General features: G+C 41.3%; 15 protein-coding genes and 2 pseudogenes. 10 read left to right on the top strand and 7 right to left on the bottom strand.

Going from position 1 to position 18,716, the window contains the following annotated elements; translation table 11 throughout:
- Positions 1-285 precede the first annotated feature (285 nt).
- Positions 286-762 (top strand): hypothetical protein, encoded by a 477-nt coding sequence (locus tag ACG9ZB_RS10680; RefSeq protein WP_419325728.1) that lies wholly within the window; start codon positions 286-288, stop codon positions 760-762.
- An 88-nt stretch (positions 763-850) separates the two neighbouring features.
- Here ACG9ZB_RS10680 and ACG9ZB_RS10675 read toward each other — a convergent pair.
- A pseudogene (locus ACG9ZB_RS10675) lies at positions 851-1,660 on the bottom strand (alpha/beta fold hydrolase); the annotation flags it as partial.
- Between the two features lie 53 nt (positions 1,661-1,713).
- Entirely contained in the window at positions 1,714-2,511 is a 798-nt protein-coding gene (locus ACG9ZB_RS10670) for a crotonase/enoyl-CoA hydratase family protein (RefSeq protein WP_419325727.1), read from the bottom strand.
- Positions 2,512-2,709: 198 nt separating this feature from the next.
- On the opposite strand from ACG9ZB_RS10670, the gene pnuC reads away from it, so the two are divergent.
- The 3 genes from pnuC to ACG9ZB_RS10655 all read left to right on the top strand — a co-directional run bounded on the left by pnuC (position 2,710) and on the right by ACG9ZB_RS10655 (position 4,207).
- Entirely contained in the window at positions 2,710-3,285 is a 576-nt protein-coding gene (gene pnuC, locus ACG9ZB_RS10665) for a nicotinamide riboside transporter PnuC (protein WP_419325726.1), read from the top strand.
- 8 nt (positions 3,286-3,293) lie between these two features.
- A complete protein-coding gene (locus ACG9ZB_RS10660; RefSeq protein ID WP_419325725.1) occupies positions 3,294-3,563 on the top strand; it encodes a hypothetical protein in 270 nt (89 codons plus the stop codon).
- Between the two features lie 134 nt (positions 3,564-3,697).
- Complete coding sequence (locus ACG9ZB_RS10655; protein ID WP_058869189.1) at positions 3,698-4,207, top strand: DUF2505 family protein; 510 nt, start codon at positions 3,698-3,700, stop codon at positions 4,205-4,207.
- Positions 4,208-4,278: 71 nt separating this feature from the next.
- On the opposite strand, the gene ACG9ZB_RS10650 is transcribed toward ACG9ZB_RS10655, so the two are convergent.
- Positions 4,279-5,556: an MFS transporter gene (locus ACG9ZB_RS10650; RefSeq protein WP_419325724.1), complete on the bottom strand. Its 1,278-nt coding sequence runs from the start codon at positions 5,554-5,556 to the stop codon at positions 4,279-4,281.
- A gap of 213 nt (positions 5,557-5,769) precedes the next feature.
- Between ACG9ZB_RS10650 and def the strand changes: the two genes are divergently transcribed.
- Positions 5,770-6,255 (top strand): peptide deformylase, encoded by a 486-nt coding sequence (gene def, locus ACG9ZB_RS10645; RefSeq protein ID WP_419325723.1) that lies wholly within the window; start codon positions 5,770-5,772, stop codon positions 6,253-6,255.
- Positions 6,256-6,269: 14 nt separating this feature from the next.
- Here def and ACG9ZB_RS10640 read toward each other — a convergent pair whose 3' ends face one another.
- A complete protein-coding gene (locus ACG9ZB_RS10640) occupies positions 6,270-7,052 on the bottom strand; it encodes an AraC family transcriptional regulator (protein ID WP_419325721.1) in 783 nt (260 codons plus the stop codon).
- A gap of 104 nt (positions 7,053-7,156) precedes the next feature.
- On the opposite strand from ACG9ZB_RS10640, the gene ACG9ZB_RS10635 reads away from it, so the two are divergent.
- Together ACG9ZB_RS10635 and ACG9ZB_RS10630 are read left to right on the top strand one after the other, a co-directional pair.
- Positions 7,157-8,377, top strand: coding sequence for an MFS transporter (locus ACG9ZB_RS10635; RefSeq protein ID WP_419325720.1), 1,221 nt, complete (start codon positions 7,157-7,159; stop codon positions 8,375-8,377).
- 136 nt (positions 8,378-8,513) lie between these two features.
- Positions 8,514-8,972, top strand: a complete 459-nt coding sequence (locus ACG9ZB_RS10630) for a hypothetical protein (protein ID WP_419325718.1) — start codon at positions 8,514-8,516, stop codon at positions 8,970-8,972.
- A gap of 2 nt (positions 8,973-8,974) precedes the next feature.
- Here ACG9ZB_RS10630 and ACG9ZB_RS10625 read toward each other — a convergent pair whose 3' ends face one another.
- The gene (locus ACG9ZB_RS10625; RefSeq protein WP_419325717.1) at positions 8,975-9,178 is read right to left on the bottom strand and encodes an amino acid transport protein; all 204 of its coding nucleotides are present in this window, start codon (positions 9,176-9,178) and stop codon (positions 8,975-8,977) included.
- A 79-nt stretch (positions 9,179-9,257) separates the two neighbouring features.
- On the opposite strand from ACG9ZB_RS10625, the pseudogene ACG9ZB_RS10620 reads away from it, so the two are divergent.
- A pseudogene (locus tag ACG9ZB_RS10620) lies at positions 9,258-9,491 on the top strand (endonuclease domain-containing protein); the annotation flags it as partial.
- A gap of 85 nt (positions 9,492-9,576) precedes the next feature.
- On the top strand, positions 9,577-11,187 hold the full coding sequence (locus ACG9ZB_RS10615) for a caspase family protein (protein WP_419325715.1): 1,611 nt from the start codon (positions 9,577-9,579) through the stop codon (positions 11,185-11,187).
- 68 nt (positions 11,188-11,255) lie between these two features.
- Here the strand turns inward: ACG9ZB_RS10615 and metH are convergent, their stop codons facing one another.
- Positions 11,256-14,942 (bottom strand): methionine synthase, encoded by a 3,687-nt coding sequence (gene metH, locus ACG9ZB_RS10610; protein WP_419325713.1) that lies wholly within the window; start codon positions 14,940-14,942, stop codon positions 11,256-11,258.
- 427 nt (positions 14,943-15,369) lie between these two features.
- Here metH and ACG9ZB_RS10605 point away from each other — a divergent pair, with 427 nt between their 5' ends.
- Complete coding sequence (locus ACG9ZB_RS10605; protein ID WP_419325712.1) at positions 15,370-16,989, top strand: inorganic phosphate transporter; 1,620 nt, start codon at positions 15,370-15,372, stop codon at positions 16,987-16,989.
- Positions 16,990-17,078: 89 nt separating this feature from the next.
- On the opposite strand, the gene ACG9ZB_RS10600 is transcribed toward ACG9ZB_RS10605, so the two are convergent.
- Entirely contained in the window at positions 17,079-18,626 is a 1,548-nt protein-coding gene (locus ACG9ZB_RS10600; RefSeq protein WP_333655748.1) for a hypothetical protein, read from the bottom strand.
- Between the last annotated feature and the right edge of the window lie 90 nt (positions 18,627-18,716).

Here is an 18,716-nt window from a genome sequence, read left to right as displayed (position 1 = left end):
ATTAAATTGAATTACTGTTAGTACCGATGTAACTTTGTTGTTCAATCGCACTAAGTTAATTATTTTTTATAGTGATTTTGTGAGTGAAAAATCACATATCGTGATGCCTTTCACGTTTGTACGAATATGTGTTGAATCACTTGAATGGGGCTGAGAATCAATACTCAAGTACAAGTCATCGAATTGAGCATTTGATTTCATACGTAGTCTGTTTTAATTAATTTGGTGTTTATTTGAGCGATAATGCTGTATTTTAAAAGGGAATATTTGTTACGAGAGCAGAGCATGGCGACATTTTTACTGATGATTTGCATACTCATTGCTTTGGTTGCAGCATCTATTATTGTAGTCAAAATTCAAAAAAAGCACGGCTTTCTGAAGCGACAAAAAAAAGCGGTTGAATCGGAAGTAGCATCTGTGCAAATGGCAACGCATACCAATAGAGCACCTCAGATTGAGCGTGTTATTGAAGTTGATGCTTATGAACAAGAGCTGTTCGATGACGTGGCGACTCTATTTCTAGATCAAGCGATATTGCTCACGGCTGAAGAAGATGCAACGCTGATGCAAAGCACCTTATTGGTCAAAATGCCTGCGAAAACCCAGACGCAAATCCGCAAAATGGATTTAAATGAATGGTCTATTTTTTGGAGTTTCTATGATCAGTCGCTTGAATACTATGTAAGTCGCTATGGCGTGTTTTATACGCATATTGACCGCAGTGGACGCGAGCATAAAAAAAGCCATCGTACTCGTGATTGAGCTCCTTGCTTAAGCCTCTTCAGCGTCCATTACAGCCATGGATAACTGTTTAAGAATTCGTTACGCAACATGAGTTAGATAGAAGTCATCCTGTTTCTTTTAAGCCATAGTTATTGGCTTCAATATTGAGATAATGCATGTTCGCATGCCGGTAATGCTGCATAAATGCATGCCTTGAGTCGGGTAAAGCCCAGTCATCATCCAGTGTTGAAACAGCATAGATAGGGGTTTTGATCTGTGCATATTGTTCCAGCAAGTGTTGTTGTTCGGGATCTGCAAAAAAGTAGGTTGGATTTTTACACCATTTTCGCCACTGTGTGTGACATCCACAGGTAAATCGGTACCCATTTTTAGCAGGCTCCAAGGCAGATAGCCCTTTAGTGCAACCATCGGCGGGAAAATAAGATTTCACATGACATGCACTTTCATTTTCTCCCGAAACGGCATATAGCCATGCCAACCCGTCCCTGTGCCAAACAATACATCGCAGTGACTTTGTCATGGTTGCGTTTTAAACCGAGTGCTTGGCCTCCATAAGAGTGTCCAACCACAAAAATAGGTTTGTCATCTTTGCGGATAGAGTCAATAGCAGCCGACAAGTCTAGCTGTCCCCAGTCCAAATAGGACATGCTAAAACCTTTGATTTGCTTCGGTGCAGAAAGCCCCACACCACGATAATCAAAAGTTAGGACTTGATAACCTAGCGCTACTGCATACTCGGCAAAGCGGCGATAAAACTGTTGTGGTACACCTGTTGCACTGGCACAACAATGATGTTGGCTTTGATCGGCTCAGATGAGGAATAACGTGTGCCAACGAGTACATAACCATCGATTGCTGAGAATTGTACAGTTTGTTTCTCAATTTGAGTCGAATCTAAATGGGCGGTGGCTTGCATCATCATTTCTTCTTTTTTGTTAAATACTAAAGTCGGTTCCAGACTTTTGAGCTTTACTGTCCCTTAAACTGAGCAGGGCGACGTTGTAGCATTGCCATTACACCTTCTTGGACATCTTGGGTTTTGAGTAAAGGACTAAGGTGCTCTTGTAAATGTGCAAAGGCATAGTCTGCGCCGTGTTGTACGGCTTGTTGCGCAGAAGCCAGCGTAGCTTGAACGGCGAGAGGAGCAGCTTGTGCAATCGATTCCGCAAGGCTCAATGCTCGCTCTAATGCAGCATTTGGCATAGATGCTTCTGCGACCTCGGTAATTAAATTGAGATCGAGAGCTACTTGCGCATTGAAACTGTCACCTGTGAGTAGATAGCGCATAGCCTTGTTCCAACCCGCCGCTTGTACAAAGCGAACCGTTGCACCGCCAAAGGGTAAAATGCCGCGCTGTACTTCCATTTGGGCAAATTGTGTATTGGCATCGGCAATCACCACATCGGCATTGAGCATCAGTTCAATTCCCGCGGTAAAGCAAAAGCCTTGGACTGCCACAACCACGGGTTTTGTGCGAGGTCTGGAACTGGTGCCCCAAGGGTTAATTTGTGACGCGGGAAAGTCGAAAACGCCTGCAGTGAGTTTGGGTTGTAACTCAACCAAATCAAGCCCAGCAGTAAAGTGTTCTCCGTGCGCAAAAATTACAGCACAGCGCAGTGAAGGATCATCCTCATATTCGGTAAGGGCTAGTGATAAGTCATGAATCATATGGCTATCGAAAGCATTGCGCTTGGCTGCGCGGTCTAAACCAATTAAAAATAACGAACCGCGAACTTCGCGACTGACACGACCTTGTTGTTCTGACATTTTGATTATTCCTGCATCGTTTTATAAGTTCTTAAACGATGGTTAGAAAACTGTCAAAACTTATAAGTATCCATTCTGTGACTCGATAGTTTGAACCGATTCCCCGAAAAAAAACGACGTTTAGATTGAGCGGAATTGTCTTGCCTTTATTGAGTTTTTTTTCATAATAGCAGCACTTCTTTGAATGCCAGTTGAACCATGTCTAGCCTTGAAATATTTGCAGTCATTATTAGCTTAATTGGGGTGACGTTGACCATTAAGCGCAATATGTGGTGTTGGTGGTTTAACTTTGCTGCTTTCTTGTTATATGCCTATTTGTTTTATACGTATAAGCTATATGGCGAAACCATTTTGCAGTTTTTCTTTGTGGTGGTGAACTTTTACGGTTTTTATCACTGGTTCAAAGGTAAACAACAAGATCATGATATTCGGATTGAACCGATTACAGCTCGGCAAGTGATTTTGCAAATGCTACTTGCCGCTGTGGCTGGTGCAGCATTTGGCCTTAGCTTAAAGTATTTTACCGATGCAGCTGTACCGCTATTGGATGCGCAGCTCGCAGCATTTAGTCTGTTGGCGACCTATTGGACCAGTCGTAAACATATTGCGACATGGGTGCTGTGGGTATTTGTCGATATTGTTTATGTCGGTATGTTTATCTATAAAGATTTGTTCCTAACCGCGGCTTTATATGCAGGCTTTGTTGGCTTGGCGGCTTTTGGATGGTGGCAATGGACTCAGGTACGTCATAAACAACAGCTCAAAAGTGTATAGGCTAGGTAGTGTTGATTGACTTTAAACATGCACAATTGGCTCAATTTGAGTCGGTCATAGAACGGTTAAAGGAAAGTCCACAGCAATATTTGGGCTTTGATGCGGTTGCGGATTTTTATCAGGCCACTTGGCTGGGTGATTTACCCAGTAGTGCAAGTTGGGCGGTCACAGGACTGGATGATGGGGCCGAGCATTTTGATATTCGCTTGGCCTGTTTTGAGCGCGTGATTTTTATTCATATTGCAGATGATATTGTCATACAGAATGGCACACATTGATATCCAGATCGCGGTATAGTCGGTGCTGGAACATCGTCTATATTTGGCCCTTCTACAGGATGACGAGATCCAGTTTTTCAGTCCTGATCAGAGCATGGATGTTTACAAAAATAAAAAATAAAGGATTTAATGCTATGGCACATCAGTTTGTAGTCAATGCCACCATCAAAGGTGTTTCATTGGATGACTTCCGTCGACTCGCAGCCGATATCAGCTTACATGAAAATGTTTGTCGTCGTATTCCCGGTGAGAAGTTGGAAATTTTGGAGTCGAATAAAGTCGGCGATATTTATACCCTCAAGCGTGCGTATAATTTGGATGTCAATATTCCTGATATTGCGAAGAAATTTCTTAAAGATGCATTTCGTTTACAACGTACCGACGTCAGCAATTTAGTTGTATTGAGTTCGGAAGTTCGTTTAGACCCCAACCTACCTTTAGAAGCTGTGTGCCAACGTAGTGTATCGGGTAATGATGAGCAGATTCACTTTCAACTGGAATGGACTGTAAAAGTGAAAGTGCCATTGATTGGTGGTATGTTAGAAAAACATGCTGAAGGCGAAATTCGTAAGTTTAGCCAAATCGAGCTGGATATCGTAGAAGATGAACTGCGTCAAAATTTGCATGCAGAAACCTTAAGCTAAAGGTTTTGACCTCATGTTTTCAAATTAGGTTATATAAAAAGAAAACCCTTCGATTGAAGGGGTTTATCATTTTAGTGCTTAGCCTCGAACCGAGTTCGATAAACCAAAGCTGTGAAGAAGCAAACCAAACAGACCAGCCAAATATAATACATCGCTCCAATGTTGCTATAGAGACTGAGCCATTGAACCAAAGGCAGTGTGATGCCTCCTGCAATGGCATAGGCGACATTGTAGGAAAACGAAATGCCCGAAAAGCGGATCGGTGCAGGGAACATCTTGACCATACTATAGGACACAAGTCCAACAGTGCCTGAAAAGAATCCCAAAAGCATATACAGTGCAAACACCGTAGTTGGACTGACCGCACCCAAACTGTGATAGAAAATGGTTGCGATAGCGGCGACACCGAACGAGCCAAAAATCAAGACCTTGGCTGCACCAAAACGATCGGCCAATGTCCCAGCGAGTATGCATCCCAGCATTTGCATGATGATCGCAGCACTTTGCATTTGAAAAGCATCGCTACGTTCAAAGCCAAAGGCACCCGTCAGTAAGTTTGGCATGGCTAAAATCAGGACCACTACACAAGCAGTTAAGAACCAAGTCAAGAGCATGCCAATCACTACGGCGGTTTTATGGCTGGCGAAGACTTGTTTCACCGGCATTTCTTTAGAAAGCTCTTTACGTGCTTGCATGGCTTTGAATACGGGTGTTTCTTTCAAATAACTGCGTAAATACAAGGCCACTAAGCCAAAAATACCGCCCACAATAAATGGAATGCGCCATGCCCAATCATGTATAGCGGCTTCACTAAACTGAAGAGAAATGAACAGTGACATTAAAGCACCGAGCAAGATGCCGAGTGACAAACCAGCCGTAAGTAAGCCATTGGCAAAACCAATTTTTTCAGATGGAACATGTTCAGAAACAAAGGTCCATGCCGCTGGAATTTCTCCACCAATTGCAATGCCTTGTACCACCCGCATAAGGAGTAAGAGTAAGGGTGCGGCATAACCAATCGTTTCAAAGGTCGGCATAACCCCGATCATGAGGGTAGGCAAAGCCATCAGCAAAATAGATAAGCTAAATAGACGCTTGCGTCCGATGAGGTCGCCAAAGTGCGCCATGACTACACCGCCAAGTGGACGGAAGAAGTAACCTGCGGCAAAAATACCGTAAGTATTCAGCATAGCCCAAAATGGGCTGAGCCCTGCGGGAAAGAACAACTCTGAAATAATTTTGGCGTAAAAAACATAAATAACAAAGTCATAGAACTCAAGTGCACCACCGAGTGATGACAGCCCAAGGGTACGTTTGTCTTCTCTGGTCAAACGTGGTGTTGCGTCCATGCGTATATTTCCAAAGATGAATAAAGGTTTATATTTGATTTTAAAGAAGTCTTTTTTGAATGAATAATCAATCTTTCTTTACGGTGTTTGAACTAAAAATTATACATGAATCAACATCGTTGATTTGACGCTCAACGTAAATATATAACGCAGGCAAGATAAAAAGCTTATGATATAAAAAGAATAAACAGGTATAAAAATTAGGATTTGTGTATGAGTGTCATTTTACCTGTTGCACAACGTGGTGAAGATATTTTAAGACTCAAAGCTGCTCGCGTCGCAGATGCAGAATTTAATAGCGACTGGCTCATGCAGTTGGCTTCTGTGATGATTGCGACCATGTTGGAGCGGAGCGGTGTAGGCATTGCTGCACCACAAGTCTATATTTCAAGGCGGGTGATTATTGTGGCTTCACGGCCAAATTTACGTTATCCCGATGCACCAGAAATGGACGCCGTGGTGATGGTCAATCCTGAAATTTTAGCATTTTCGCAAGCAACGACCTCAGGTGAAGAAGGCTGTTTAAGTGTGCCGAATGAACGCGGTCAGGCACAGCGTGCGCAAAGTATTAAGGTGCTGTATCACACTTTGACTGGTGAAGTAATGGAAAGCACTTTTGAAGGTTTTCCTGCGCGCATAGTGCAGCATGAAATCGACCATCTAAATGGTATTTTATTTGTCGATCGCCTAAGTGCTTAGTCGCGAGTGTCATTTTATTCATCTTTATATTTAAACTGTTGCGGGGGCTGTCCCAAATGACGTTTAAACATGGTACTAAACGCACTCGGATTGCTATAACCAAGAGATCTTGCAATCTGCGCGACAGATTCACCACTGGCAATTTTACTTAAGGCATGGGCAATATGCATTTGCTGAACCCATGCGCGATAAGACAGCCCCGTTTCCTTTTGAAACATGCGCATCAAGGTTCTGGAGCTGGTGCCAATTTCATCGGCCCATGTGCTTAAATCTTTTAACTGATCGGGCGTACTTAATAGTGCTTGGCAAATATTCATTAAGCGTTTGTCTTGTGGCCACGGAATTTGAATGGGCAACAGATTGGCTTTATGAATTTCATCAAAAATTAAAATCTGTAAAGATCGAGACAGTTCATCAGAGCTGATCAGCTCGGAAGGTGGAATGTGTTCTATCGCATTGAGCCGAATCAATAACTCATGCAATAACTTGCTGACCCGAATAATAAAACAATGTTGCCCCAGCAGTGCAGCTGCACCGGCCTGAACCAATGCAGTATTGAGTTTAACTCGGCTTAATGAAATCACACTGTGTTCAACATGGGTCGGAATCCATAGCGCACACATTGGTGGCACGATCCAAACGTGGTTTGGGGTGAACACTTGAATCATCCCTGTCGAAACATATAGAAACTGCGCCCGCGAATGGGTATGCGCAGGGGTAATCTCTCGATAGGTATGCTCAGAAGAAAGCCCAATCACCAATTCGGACAATTCGGTTTGAATCAGAGAATTTGGCATGTGTGGTTTAAAATTGTCAGTTATACAATGATTATTGGAAGATAGTCTTATGAATGACATTTTACAATCAATGCCTGATGAAAAATACATGGAGTTTGCGAGGTATGTCGTCTTCAATTCAAATGAAAGAGGGTATGGGCGAAGCTACGATCAATGAACAACCGCAAGGCATGATTATAAAAGTAGTGGGAGCGGTAGCGGTAGCGCATTTGCTCAATGACTTGATTCAAGCTGTTTTGCCAGCCATTTATCCGATGCTGAAAACCAATTTTTCCTTAAGCTTTGCGCAAGTCGGACTGATTTCATTGGTGTATCAAATTACGGCATCGCTACTGCAACCTTGGATCGGACTGTATACCGATAAACATCCGAAACCTTATCTGCTGCCACTCGGCATGGTGGTGACTTTTAGTGGCATTTTACTGTTGGCCTTTTCACCGAATTTTATCGTATTGCTCATGGCATCGGCATTGATTGGTGTGGGTTCCTCGACCTTTCACCCTGAAGCTTCACGTGTGGCGCGTATGGCTTCGGGTGGGCGTTTTGGTACAGCACAATCAACCTTTCAGGTTGGTGGTAATACAGGTACAGCCATTGGGCCTTTATTGGCCGCGCTGATTATTGTGCCTTTTGGACAGCACGCCGTGGCATGGTTGATTGTATTTGCCTTACTGGCGATTTGGGTGCTGTTCGGTGTCAGTCGTTGGAGCATCAGCCACAGTAAAAAACAGTTGGCAGCCAAGGCACAGCAAATTCAAAGCAAATTACATGGACGTCAATTGGTTATTGCGCTGTCGACCATTTGTGTGTTGATGTTTGCCAAATTTACCTATATTGCCAGTATTAGTAACTATTTCACTTTTTATTTAATGCACAAGTTTCACCTCAGTTTACAAAGTGCACAGTTACACCTATTTGCCTTTTTGGCAGCGGTGGCTTTAGGTACATTTGCTGGTGGGCCGATTGGAGACCGAATTGGGCGTAAAGCGGTGATTTGGGTGTCTTTTGTCGGCATGGCGCCGTTTGCTTTGATGATGCCACATGCCAATCTATTTTGGACGACCATCTTGTCAGTGATCATTGGCTTAGTCATGTCATCTGCCTTTGCAGCCATGGTGGTCTATGCACAAGAAGCCGTTCCTGGACGGGTTGGCATGATTGCAGGTTTGATGTTTGGTTTAATGTTTGGTGTAAGTGGTATTGCCGCAGCAGGTTTAGGATATTTGGCTGATGTCAAAGGCATTGAATGGGTGTTTGGCGTGTGTGCGTTATTGCCTTTACTCGGTTTAGCGACCTTCTTTTTACCGAAGACGCAAGTAAACTAACGAAATACGGCTGACCTTCAGTCTTAATCGCGCTATCTTATCAAACGAAGATGGCGCGATTGCATTTCGGCCTGACGATTATGATAGGTAACAACGGCATTGAATGTGTGTGCTTTGACTTTGGAGTATTGAAGTGATGACTGATCTGAATGATGTACTCAAATTTTCATTCGGCGTAGATCAACTTTCATTTGAAATGGATGGACAGCATATACAGCTGGACCAAGGTTTAAGCTTTATACAGTCAAAGAGTATGCGTCATGGGTTGCTGGATGAACTTGCGATTGAGTCGATGATTTATGTGATTGAAGAGCTTTTAGAATCCGTTCAAATGAAGTATGCCCAACCTAAGACTGCTGCGACTTCAGATGCGTTATTCCAAAAGGTTTTAACATTATCTTTTCCAGATCAGCAGCAAATTGATCGTGTGCAGCTTGAAAGTGTTTTTAATACCTTTGTTGAGCGTAGGGAATACTATGTGTCGAAGGTAGCCGATAACTGTCTTTTTAGTTTGGTTTATTTTATTGTTCTGCGGGAGATGATGCATCACTGGAATGTGGTGGAGATTCAATTAAAACAGCTTGATTTTGAATGATATTAAAAGCGTAAAAAGTAAGGAACAGTAGATAAAAGTAAGCCGATACCACCTAGCAATGCGTTACTTTCAATAAAGTAAGGGAAGATCATTAAAACTAGACCTATAGTTAAAAATATGGTCATTTTTTGCTTTTTGCCATATAGAAAATAGCCTAAGCCAATTGAGCTAAAGATCACACCGAGGAAAAGTTGGGTTGTGTTCATGGTGATGTTTCGTACATTGTTATTCTCTGGCAGTATTATGCCAAGATTCTTAAAAGAATATTTAAAAAAGAGCATCGTAATGCAACCTTACAATAAGAACTTAAAACAACCATCTCGTGATTTACGAAGTAACATGACTGATGTAGAACAATTGCTATGGCAAAGATTACGCCATAAACAAATTTTAGGATTACAGTTTTATCGGCAAAAGCCAATTCTTAATTTTATTGTAGATTTTTATTGTTCCGCTGCGAACCTCGTCATTGAATGTGATGGGGGACAACACTATACAGATGAGAGTTTAGAAGTAGATTGATGAAAAATTATAGTAATAAAACTTTAGAAAAAAATGTTTTTTTGATATATATGCAAAATAATTTAATAATTTTGAGGGATAAATGGTTAATTTAGCTATAGTTATTGGGTCAAGTGAATATTTGGATGTAAGTGATAATTTATCAACTGTAAAAAATGACTTTAGGCTAATTTCTAATATTCTTCGTCTAAGTGGAAAATATACAGAAATTCTTGATATTTTAGATAATAAGAATTCTTCTGAAGTTAAATCCCTAATTTCTACTTTTATTACTAAATATAAAGACATAGAAGTTAATGAGATTTTATTCTATTTTTCTGGACATGGTATTAGGAAAATGAATAGAGATACGGATGAGCTGTTTCTAAAATTATATAATACGACGGATGACAAAATTTTATCGAGTGCACTTTCAAACAGTGAGGTTGATGGCTACTTGAGAGAGTGTAACCCTAACTTAGCAGTCAAAATTTTAGACTGCTGTAATTCAGGAACACATTATTTAAAGGAATCTTCTAGTGTTTTATTAAAGCATGTTGAAAGTACAAAGTCTAAATTCAAAGATTTAATTTTTCTTTCTTCTTCAAGAGAAAATGAAGCCTCACATGCCCTAGAAGATTTCAGCTTTTTCACAAAAGCAATCGCATTATCAATTTTAGAAAATGAGATAAATACAGAAATATATTATAAAGATTTAATTTCATCTATTAATGATTTTTCAAATAGTACATTTTATCCAGAGCCGAGACTAATATTGCAAGGTGGATTTCTTCATCCATTTATTAAATATAATGCTGAAATTCTGAATTTTCTGACTGAACAAGAAAAAATAACCCCTTTTCATGTATTCGAAAATCAAGATGATATTTTGGATGAGAATCCTGAAGAAGATATATTTGGCTTATTGTCATTAAAAAAAATAATTTTAGAAAAAAGTAGTCATTATTTACCGAAAGATGAGATTCTTAATTATGTAAATAATGTCCAAACGGAGTTAATAAATACAGAAAATTATAAAGATATTACGGAGCTATTTGATGTTTCAGTGGAAAAAGATATAAATTTATATGATGAGGATTCTATAGGTACGTGGTTAAAAGAGAATGCAAATAAAGATTATTTTGCTCAACCATATTATGAACAAGAGTCATTTGTAACACAGGAATATGTTCCAGCACCTCAGAAGGTAAAAAAAGTTAAAAAACCATCACATTTAAATAATAATTTATTTCCAAGTAGATCATTCTTAAGTCTACTTGCTTCTGAATCCCAAGAATATGAGGAGGTTGAGCAAGTACTAAAATCAGTTACTAATCATAGATCTGTATTGAAAGGTTTTAGAACTACATGTTCATTAGTTATGGAAAATAATGAACAAATTAATACAAAAATTTTATTATCATTAAAGCCTAAAAATAACTATCTTTGTTTACGTGCATATAATGTATATTTGGTAATGTTATTTTCTGCGCAAGAAATTGCTACTTTTACTCAAATTATTACATTAAAAAGTTATGATTGGGATAAATATCAAAAAGTGAAATCTACAAAATGGTTTGTCAAAGAGAATTATTTTACAACATTATCTCCTGAAGATTATGCTCTACAGATAGTAGCTTCAATTAGAAAGAAATTAGAAGAGTCAATTAAAGATCATATTGCAAACTCGAAAGAAACGAATGAAATGACTTAAAAAATCCCCTCAATTGAGGGGATTTTTTATTCCCTCCTTTTTAAAGGAGGGTTAGGGAGGATTATAAATCAAGCAATCGAATCATCCAAATTCGGTGCTAACCAACGCTTCGCAACATCCAGAGACCAACCTTTACGTTTTGCATAATCCTCAAGCTGATCTTGAGAAATCTTGCCTACGTTAAAGTATTCACTTTCAGGGTGTGAATAATAGAACCCACTGACCGAAGATGGTGGCATCATGGCAAAGTGTTCAGTCAGCTTGGTTCCAATTTTTTCCTCAGAACCTAACCAGTTAAACAATACTGCTTTTTCAGAATGTTCAGGGCAAGCAGGGTAGCCTGGCGCAGGACGAATACCGACATACTTCTCTTTAATCAGCTCTTCATTATTCAGTGTTTCATCGGCTTTATAGCCCCAGAACTCTTTACGAATACGCTCGTGTAAATGCTCGGCAAAAGCTTCAGCAAAACGATCTGCCAATGACTGCACTAAAATTGCAGAGTAGTCATCACCTTTGGCTTTATATTCATTTGCCAACTCTTCCGCACCAAAAATCGATACGGTAAAGCCGCCTAAATAGTCTTGCTGAGTCGTTGTCGGCTTAATGTAGTCCGCCAATGACAAGTTTGGTTTGCCTGTCACTTTGTCAGACTGCTGACGTAGATGCTCAAAAGTATGCGTAACGGTTTGACCCGCTTCATCAAAGACGCTGACCGTATCTGCACCCGTACGTTGCGCAGGGTATAAACCAAACACCGCACGCGCATCGAAACGATTATTCTCGATAATGTCTTTCAACATCGCTTGCGCTTGATTGTACAAATCAGTCGCAGCTTCACCGACCACTTCATCTTCTAAGATTTTCGGGAATTTACCTGCCAAGCTCCAAGAAATGAAGAATGGCGTCCAGTCGAAATATTCAACCAGCGTTGCCAATGGGTAGTTGGTGATGACTTGAGTACCTAAAGCATTTGGTTTTGGTGGTACATAGTTGTCATCAATCTTAAAGCCATTTTCAACTGAATCTGCATAGCTTAACTTGGCTGCTTTCGGTTGCTTGTTGGCTAAACGCTCACGAATTTTGGCATATTCAGCACGATGCTCGGCAATAAAGTTGCCACGCATTTCTTTAGACAGTAGGGTAGTCGCTACACCCACGGCACGTGAAGCATCAGCCACATAAATCACCGCATCATTTGAATATTGCGGGTCAATTTTAACCGCGGTATGGGCTTTCGATGTGGTTGCACCACCAATCAGTAAAGGAATGGTAAAACCTTTACGCTGCATTTCTTTGGCCACAAACACCATTTCATCCAGCGATGGTGTGATCAAACCAGACAAACCGATGATGTCACATTTCTCATCAATCGCAGTTTGTAAGATTTTTTCCGCAGGAACCATCACACCTAAATCGACAATATCATAGCCATTACAGCCCAACACCACGCCCACAATATTTTTACCAATATCGTGTACATCGCCTTTTACGGTTGCCATCAAGACTTTACCTTTAGACTGGCTGCCTGTTTTTTCTGCTTCGATGTACGGATTCAGCCATGCTACAGCTTGCTTCATCACACGGGCAGATTTTACCACTTGTGGCAGGAACATTTTTCCTGAGCCGAATAGGTCACCGACCACGTTCATGCCGTCCATCAATGCGCCTTCAATCACATCAAGAGGGCGTTTGGCTTTTAAACGGGCTTCTTCGGTATCTTCATCAATATAAGTGGTAATCCCTTTAACCAGTGCATATTCAAGACGTTTCTCAACAGACTGATTACGCCATTCAAGGTTTTCAGCTTCTTTGGCTGCGCCACCATGACTACGATATTTTTCTGCAATTTCAAGTAATTTTTCAGTGGCTTCCTGTCCACTTTCCCCCTGATTTTGATTGAGGATAACGTCTTCAACCGCATCTTTCAGTTCTTTTGGAATATCGTCATAGATTGCCATTTGACCAGCATTGACAATACCCATGGTCATGCCTTGTTTGATAGCATAATAAAGGAACACAGAGTGAATCGCTTCACGCACAGGCTCATTGCCACGGAAAGAGAATGAAACGTTAGAGACACCGCCTGAAATCATGGCATGCGGTAAGTTCTGTTTGATCCAACCTGTCGCTTCAATAAAATCGACGCCGTAGTTATTGTGTTCTTCAATCCCCGTAGCAACTGCAAACACGTTCGGGTCAAAAATAATATCTTCAGCAGGGAAGCCCACTTCATTGACTAGAATATCATAAGAACGTTTACAGATTTCGCGCTTGCGTTCTGCGGTATCGGCCTGACCTGTTTCATCAAATGCCATGACAATAACCGCTGCACCATATTGTCGGCATAAACGGGCTTTTTCGACAAACTCATCATAACCCTCTTTAAGGGAAATTGAGTTCACCACAGGTTTACCCTGAACGCATTTCAAACCCGCTTCAATGATTTCCCATTTTGATGAGTCAATCATGATCGGCACACGTGAGATATCTGGTTCAGAAGCGACAAGGTTAAGGAAATGCACCATCGCATTTTGCGAATCGAGCATCCCTTCATCCATGTTAATGTCAATAATCTGTGCGCCAGCTTCAACCTGTTGCTGAGCGACTTCTAAAGCTTCGGCAAAGTTTTCTTCACGGATTAAACGCAGGAATTTTTTTGAACCTGTGACGTTGGTACGCTCACCGACATTGACAAATAAAGAGTCATCATAAATGTTAAATGGCTCTAAACCGCTGAGGCGGCAAGCAGGTCTGGTTTCAGGAATCTGGCGTGGTTTTATATCTTTTACTGCATTGTAAATGGCACGGATATGATCTGGTGTGGTACCACAACAACCACCTGTAATATTGATGAGACCACTTTCAGCAAATTCTTTTAAGAAAGCTGCGGTTTGCTCTGGCGTTTCATCATATTCACCAAAGGCATTCGGTAAACCAGCATTTGGATGCGCTGAAACAAAAGTATCCGCGACATCACTAATGGTTTTAACGTGTGGACGCATAGCGTCTGCACCCAAGGCACAGTTAAAACCAATCGACAATAAGTCACCATGACGTACTGAGTTCCAGAATGCTTCAGCCGTTTGACCTGTTAATGTACGACCAGATGCATCGGTAATGGTGCCCGAGATCATGAGTGGAAGTTCACGACCAAGTTGTTTGAACACTTCTTTTACTGCAAAAATCGCTGCTTTACAGTTCAGCGTATCAAATACCGTTTCAATCAGAAGAATATCGGCACCACCTTCGATGAGGGCATGTGTCGCCTCGATATAGTTTTCTTTGAGTTCATCAAAAGTAATGTTACGGAAAGCAGGGTCATTGACGTTTGGTGAAATGGAACAGGTACGGGAAGTAGGACCAAGTACACCTGCAACAAAACGTGGTTTATCTGGTGTTGAATATTTGTCACATGCCGCACGGGCTAGGCGCGCTGCTTCACGGTTAATCTCGGGAACGAGGTCTTCCATGTGATAGTCCGACATTGAAACACGTGTGCCGTTAAAGCTGTTGGTTTCAATGATGTCTGCACCTGCATCGAGGTAAGCTTCATGAATGCCTTGGATAATTTGTGGCTGCGTTAAAACCAGTAAGTCGTTGTTGCCTTTAAGGTCTGATGCCCAATCTGCAAAGCGTTCACCACGATAATCTTCTTCTTCGAGCTTGTGACGCTGAATCATGGTGCCCATTGCACCATCGATAATAAGGATGCGCTCGGCAAGAAGTGCTTTTAAGGTGGCAAGTGTAGACATTCAAAACTCACAAACAGGTTTTCAAAACGTGCAATATTTTAGCAGAAAAGCAGGTTGATTAATGCCTAATTCAAGTGGTATTGGCTATATGGCAAATAAAAAAGGCTGATTTAGCTTTAGTTTTCACGAAAGTGAAATATAGACCCGTTATGTTAATAGATCAGAATAAGTAGAGATGAAAGAATATTGATTGGAGCAGATTGTTACAGACAACACAGCCAAATGTAAGAAAATAATTCAGCGTAATCCGCACCGAAAAATTAAATTTTGAGCCAGCACAGTGCGTTCAAGGCTTATAGCTGATTTACTGCTGATCTAAAATAAGTCAGTTATGAAAAAATTGGCTTCATGTGACACGCATTTGTCATATAATTGTCACAATTAAATTGAACAATAGGGGATATTGATATCCTCTTTAGCCGTCTGCATGAATTCTAATATTCCTCCCGTCCAAGATCAGGTGCACGTGACACAGGTCAAGTCGACGAATGTGCACGTACCTACACCGAAATTTTTTATGCCGGTGTTTTTAACGGTCATTATTTCAACGCTAATTTATATTGGCTTTCAGCTTTCTGCTGACTTATCGCATGTTCCTGCACTGAATCTTTACTCTTTAATCCTTTTAGCGACGGCCTTGTTCATTGCTTTGGGTTTTGAGTTTGTAAATGGCTTTCACGACACTGCCAATGCGGTTGCAACGGTCATTTATACCAATGCACTGTCTGCACCTGTTGCGGTGATGTGGGCAGGTTTCTGTAACTTTCTTGGAGTTATGGTCGCAAGTGGTGCAGTTGCTTACGGTATTATTGCGCTGCTGCCCGTTGAGTTGATTATGAATGTCAGCTCAGGCGCAGGTTTTGCCATGGTGTTTGCCATGCTGATTGCTGCGATTTTGTGGAACTTGGGCACATGGTTCTTGGGTATTCCAGCATCAAGTTCACATACTTTGATTGGTTCAATCTTAGGTGTGGGCATCATGAACTACCTGATGCATTCGGGTAGCGGCGCTTCGGGTGTCGATATGGATCAGGTGATTAAAGTCGGTAAAGCTTTACTGTTTTCACCTATGATCGGTTTTGCTTTTGCAGCAGTGTTATTCTTATTGGTAAAAAAAATCTTTAAGAAACAAATGGAACTGTTCCAACCACCTGAAGGCAACAAACCACCACCGCCACTGATTCGTGCCATTTTGATTTTTACCTGTACAGGTGTGAGTTTTGCGCACGGTTCAAATGACGGTCAAAAAGGTATGGGGCTAATCATGCTGATTTTGATTGGTATTGTACCTTTGGCTTATTCTTTAAATAAGAATTTAGATTCACAGCACATTCAGTCATTTGCTCAACTTTCAGATCAAACTGCGGCTGTGATTTATCCGAATCATAACGATATTGCAGATGAAAAAGCCCGTACGGTAATCACGCAATATATTCAAACCAAAGAAATGACCCCAGAAGTCGTACCTGCTTTAGCCAGTTTGACAGATCATTTGGGTGAGCGTGTTGGCCATTATGGTGATCTCAAAGCTATTCCTGAAGCTGAAGTTTCTGCACTACGTAATGACATGTACTTAAGCACGACAGCATTCAAACGTTTGGATAAAGCGGATCAATTGCCAGCGATGTCGGAAGCGGGAAAAAAGACAGTAAAAGAATATCGTAGTAACCTTGATTCATTCTTACAGTACATCCCAACATGGGTGAAAGTGGCTGTGGCATTGGCTTTAGGTCTAGGTACGATGGTGGGCTGGAAGCGTATTGTCGTGACTGTAGGTGAGCGTATTGGTAAAAACCATATGACTTATGGTCAAGGTATGTCAGCAGAATTGGTGGCGATGACTACGATTGCAGCTGCTGATGGCTTTGGTATGCCCGTATCGACTACACACGTATTGAATTCTGCGGTAGCAGGGACCATGGTGGCAAACAAGTCAGGTCTAAACTTTGCAACAGTAAGAACCATTCTTTCGGCTTGGATCTTTACCTTGCCAGCCACGATCTGTTTATCAGGTGGTTTGTTCTGGTTATTCCTACAGTTCGTTTAATCTGATGTGTAAAAACTAATGATAAAAAAACGCTACCTAAGGTAGCGTTTTTTTAGCTCTGTATTTTATTGAAGCCAGTATTCAAGGCCTTACTTTTTGAACTTCGCCCAGACTTTGTCTAAAGGTAGTTTATCTGCGGCAAAGCCATAAAGTGCTGCAAAGGGCAGTGCAGTGCGTGCTAAATAAGCTACACGCCATAAGCCGCCGTGATTGGCACCGTGCATCATTAGTTCTAGAGGATGTTCAAGTTTGTTCTCTGGATTGGCTACAGAAGCAGGATTACGCAGATCATGGATCCATAAAGCCGCCATGATTGCATTGGTGGTTTCAGGCTTAAAGGCTTCAACATCAAACAAGCTTGCCCCATTAAATGCGGCTTTGAGCAATGGGTTTTTGGTGACAGAGTGGGTTGTAGTTGATGGCGCAATGTTTATGCTGACACGTTGACCTTCTGATCGAGCAAGCGTTGCACGCCACTGTTGAATACGCTTAGCCAATGCGTAGTTCGGTCCTTGCTCAATCACTAAACAGTCGGTGATGCCATAAGACTTCGTATTATCCGACTCGACGAGGTCATGTAGGTTTTTCTTAAAGAACAGTTGCCCACTGAGGGTTGAAATACTTTTACTGATCATCTGCTGAGTTTTAGAACGACCACTGAACTTTTGCTCAGATGCTTTAATGACTTCTTCAGGTACGGCATAGACATCGGTAGGTGTACACATATACATCAAACTGGTATCTGCTTTTTGCGCACTGACATATTGCATAATCGCATCCATTGCAACAGAAACACGGACATGCTTTTCACCATCCAAATACGCAATCGCGGCCAAATCTAACTGATGTGGGTTTTGTACCAACCATTGTGCAATTTCAGGCACTTGTGTCAGTAAGTTCGCACCAAGTTTTTCTTTAAGCACAGACACAGGTGTTTCCGCGCTCAAAGCTTCAACCGATGGGGCATATAACGTGGCATTGCCGTGTTGAATGGTGTCTAAAATTTTGCCCCATACATGGCTATTCGGTAAATCAACTGCCACAATATTGGCTTTCCATTGGGCTAACCATGTGAGTGGACCCGCTTCAGATGCCGCACCGAACAAAACCATAGTGCGGTCAGATAAATCAAACCATTCAGGATGTTCCACACAGGCAATCAATGCTTCAGCGTGACTGGGTTCAATCACACCTGCATCTAACCATGTTTGGATTTGTGCGAGTAAGGCATCACCCCTGAGTTGTTGGCCTTTATAAGGCACTGACCACTCAGGTGCAACATCACTTTCACCTTTGAGTTTGATGGTGTGTAGCGGTGTGGTTTTAAGTGACATTACATCTTTGAGTAGATGTTTTTGCCCATCCCGATAAAACTCAAACACATTATGTGCTTTGTTAAGTCCATCTTGTGCCATTTGAATCGGTGCAATTTGATTACGAATCCCAAATTCAACTAAGGATTTAAAATAGCGTGGATATTGTTTACGCCAGTTCTTTTCTGTAAGTGCAGTAACAGAGCTTTGGTGATCAACATTGGCTAAGGCCTCTGCAATAATCTCTTTCCCTGTACGTGAGGTACTAACTTTTTGTGTTTTCGGGTAAGTTGGAAATTGAAGACCATCTAAGGGATTGGACATGCAAGAAATCTCACTGGCATTTGCTATTTATATACAGTTGTAAACATTATCTATGCCAAATCAAATTACTGCTTGGCATTTCATGCCAAA

The sequence above is a fragment of the Acinetobacter johnsonii genome, assembly GCF_048551975.1.
GTDB lineage: Bacteria > Pseudomonadota > Gammaproteobacteria > Pseudomonadales > Moraxellaceae > Acinetobacter > Acinetobacter johnsonii_A.
This window is presented reverse-complemented; position numbering and strand designations above follow the sequence as displayed.

What these genes read in the sequence shown, in the direction of transcription:
- def (WP_419325723.1), top strand. Translation starts at nt 5,770, where the DNA reads ATGAGTGTCATTTTACCTGTTGCACAACGTGGTGAAGATATTTTAAGA.
- ACG9ZB_RS10650 (WP_419325724.1), bottom strand. Translation starts at nt 5,556, where the DNA reads ATGGACGCAACACCACGTTTGACCAGAGAAGACAAACGTACCCTTGGG.
- ACG9ZB_RS10655 (WP_058869189.1), top strand. Translation starts at nt 3,698, where the DNA reads ATGGCACATCAGTTTGTAGTCAATGCCACCATCAAAGGTGTTTCATTG.
- ACG9ZB_RS10615 (WP_419325715.1), top strand. Translation starts at nt 9,577, where the DNA reads ATGGTTAATTTAGCTATAGTTATTGGGTCAAGTGAATATTTGGATGTA.
- ACG9ZB_RS10635 (WP_419325720.1), top strand. Translation starts at nt 7,157, where the DNA reads ATGTCGTCTTCAATTCAAATGAAAGAGGGTATGGGCGAAGCTACGATC.
- ACG9ZB_RS10625 (WP_419325717.1), bottom strand. Translation starts at nt 9,178, where the DNA reads ATGAACACAACCCAACTTTTCCTCGGTGTGATCTTTAGCTCAATTGGC.
- ACG9ZB_RS10605 (WP_419325712.1), top strand. Translation starts at nt 15,370, where the DNA reads ATGAATTCTAATATTCCTCCCGTCCAAGATCAGGTGCACGTGACACAG.
- ACG9ZB_RS10680 (WP_419325728.1), top strand. Translation starts at nt 286, where the DNA reads ATGGCGACATTTTTACTGATGATTTGCATACTCATTGCTTTGGTTGCA.
- ACG9ZB_RS10630 (WP_419325718.1), top strand. Translation starts at nt 8,514, where the DNA reads ATGACTGATCTGAATGATGTACTCAAATTTTCATTCGGCGTAGATCAA.
- ACG9ZB_RS10600 (WP_333655748.1), bottom strand. Translation starts at nt 18,626, where the DNA reads ATGTCCAATCCCTTAGATGGTCTTCAATTTCCAACTTACCCGAAAACA.
- ACG9ZB_RS10640 (WP_419325721.1), bottom strand. Translation starts at nt 7,052, where the DNA reads ATGCCAAATTCTCTGATTCAAACCGAATTGTCCGAATTGGTGATTGGG.
- metH (WP_419325713.1), bottom strand. Translation starts at nt 14,942, where the DNA reads ATGTCTACACTTGCCACCTTAAAAGCACTTCTTGCCGAGCGCATCCTT.
- pnuC (WP_419325726.1), top strand. Translation starts at nt 2,710, where the DNA reads ATGTCTAGCCTTGAAATATTTGCAGTCATTATTAGCTTAATTGGGGTG.
- ACG9ZB_RS10670 (WP_419325727.1), bottom strand. Translation starts at nt 2,511, where the DNA reads ATGTCAGAACAACAAGGTCGTGTCAGTCGCGAAGTTCGCGGTTCGTTA.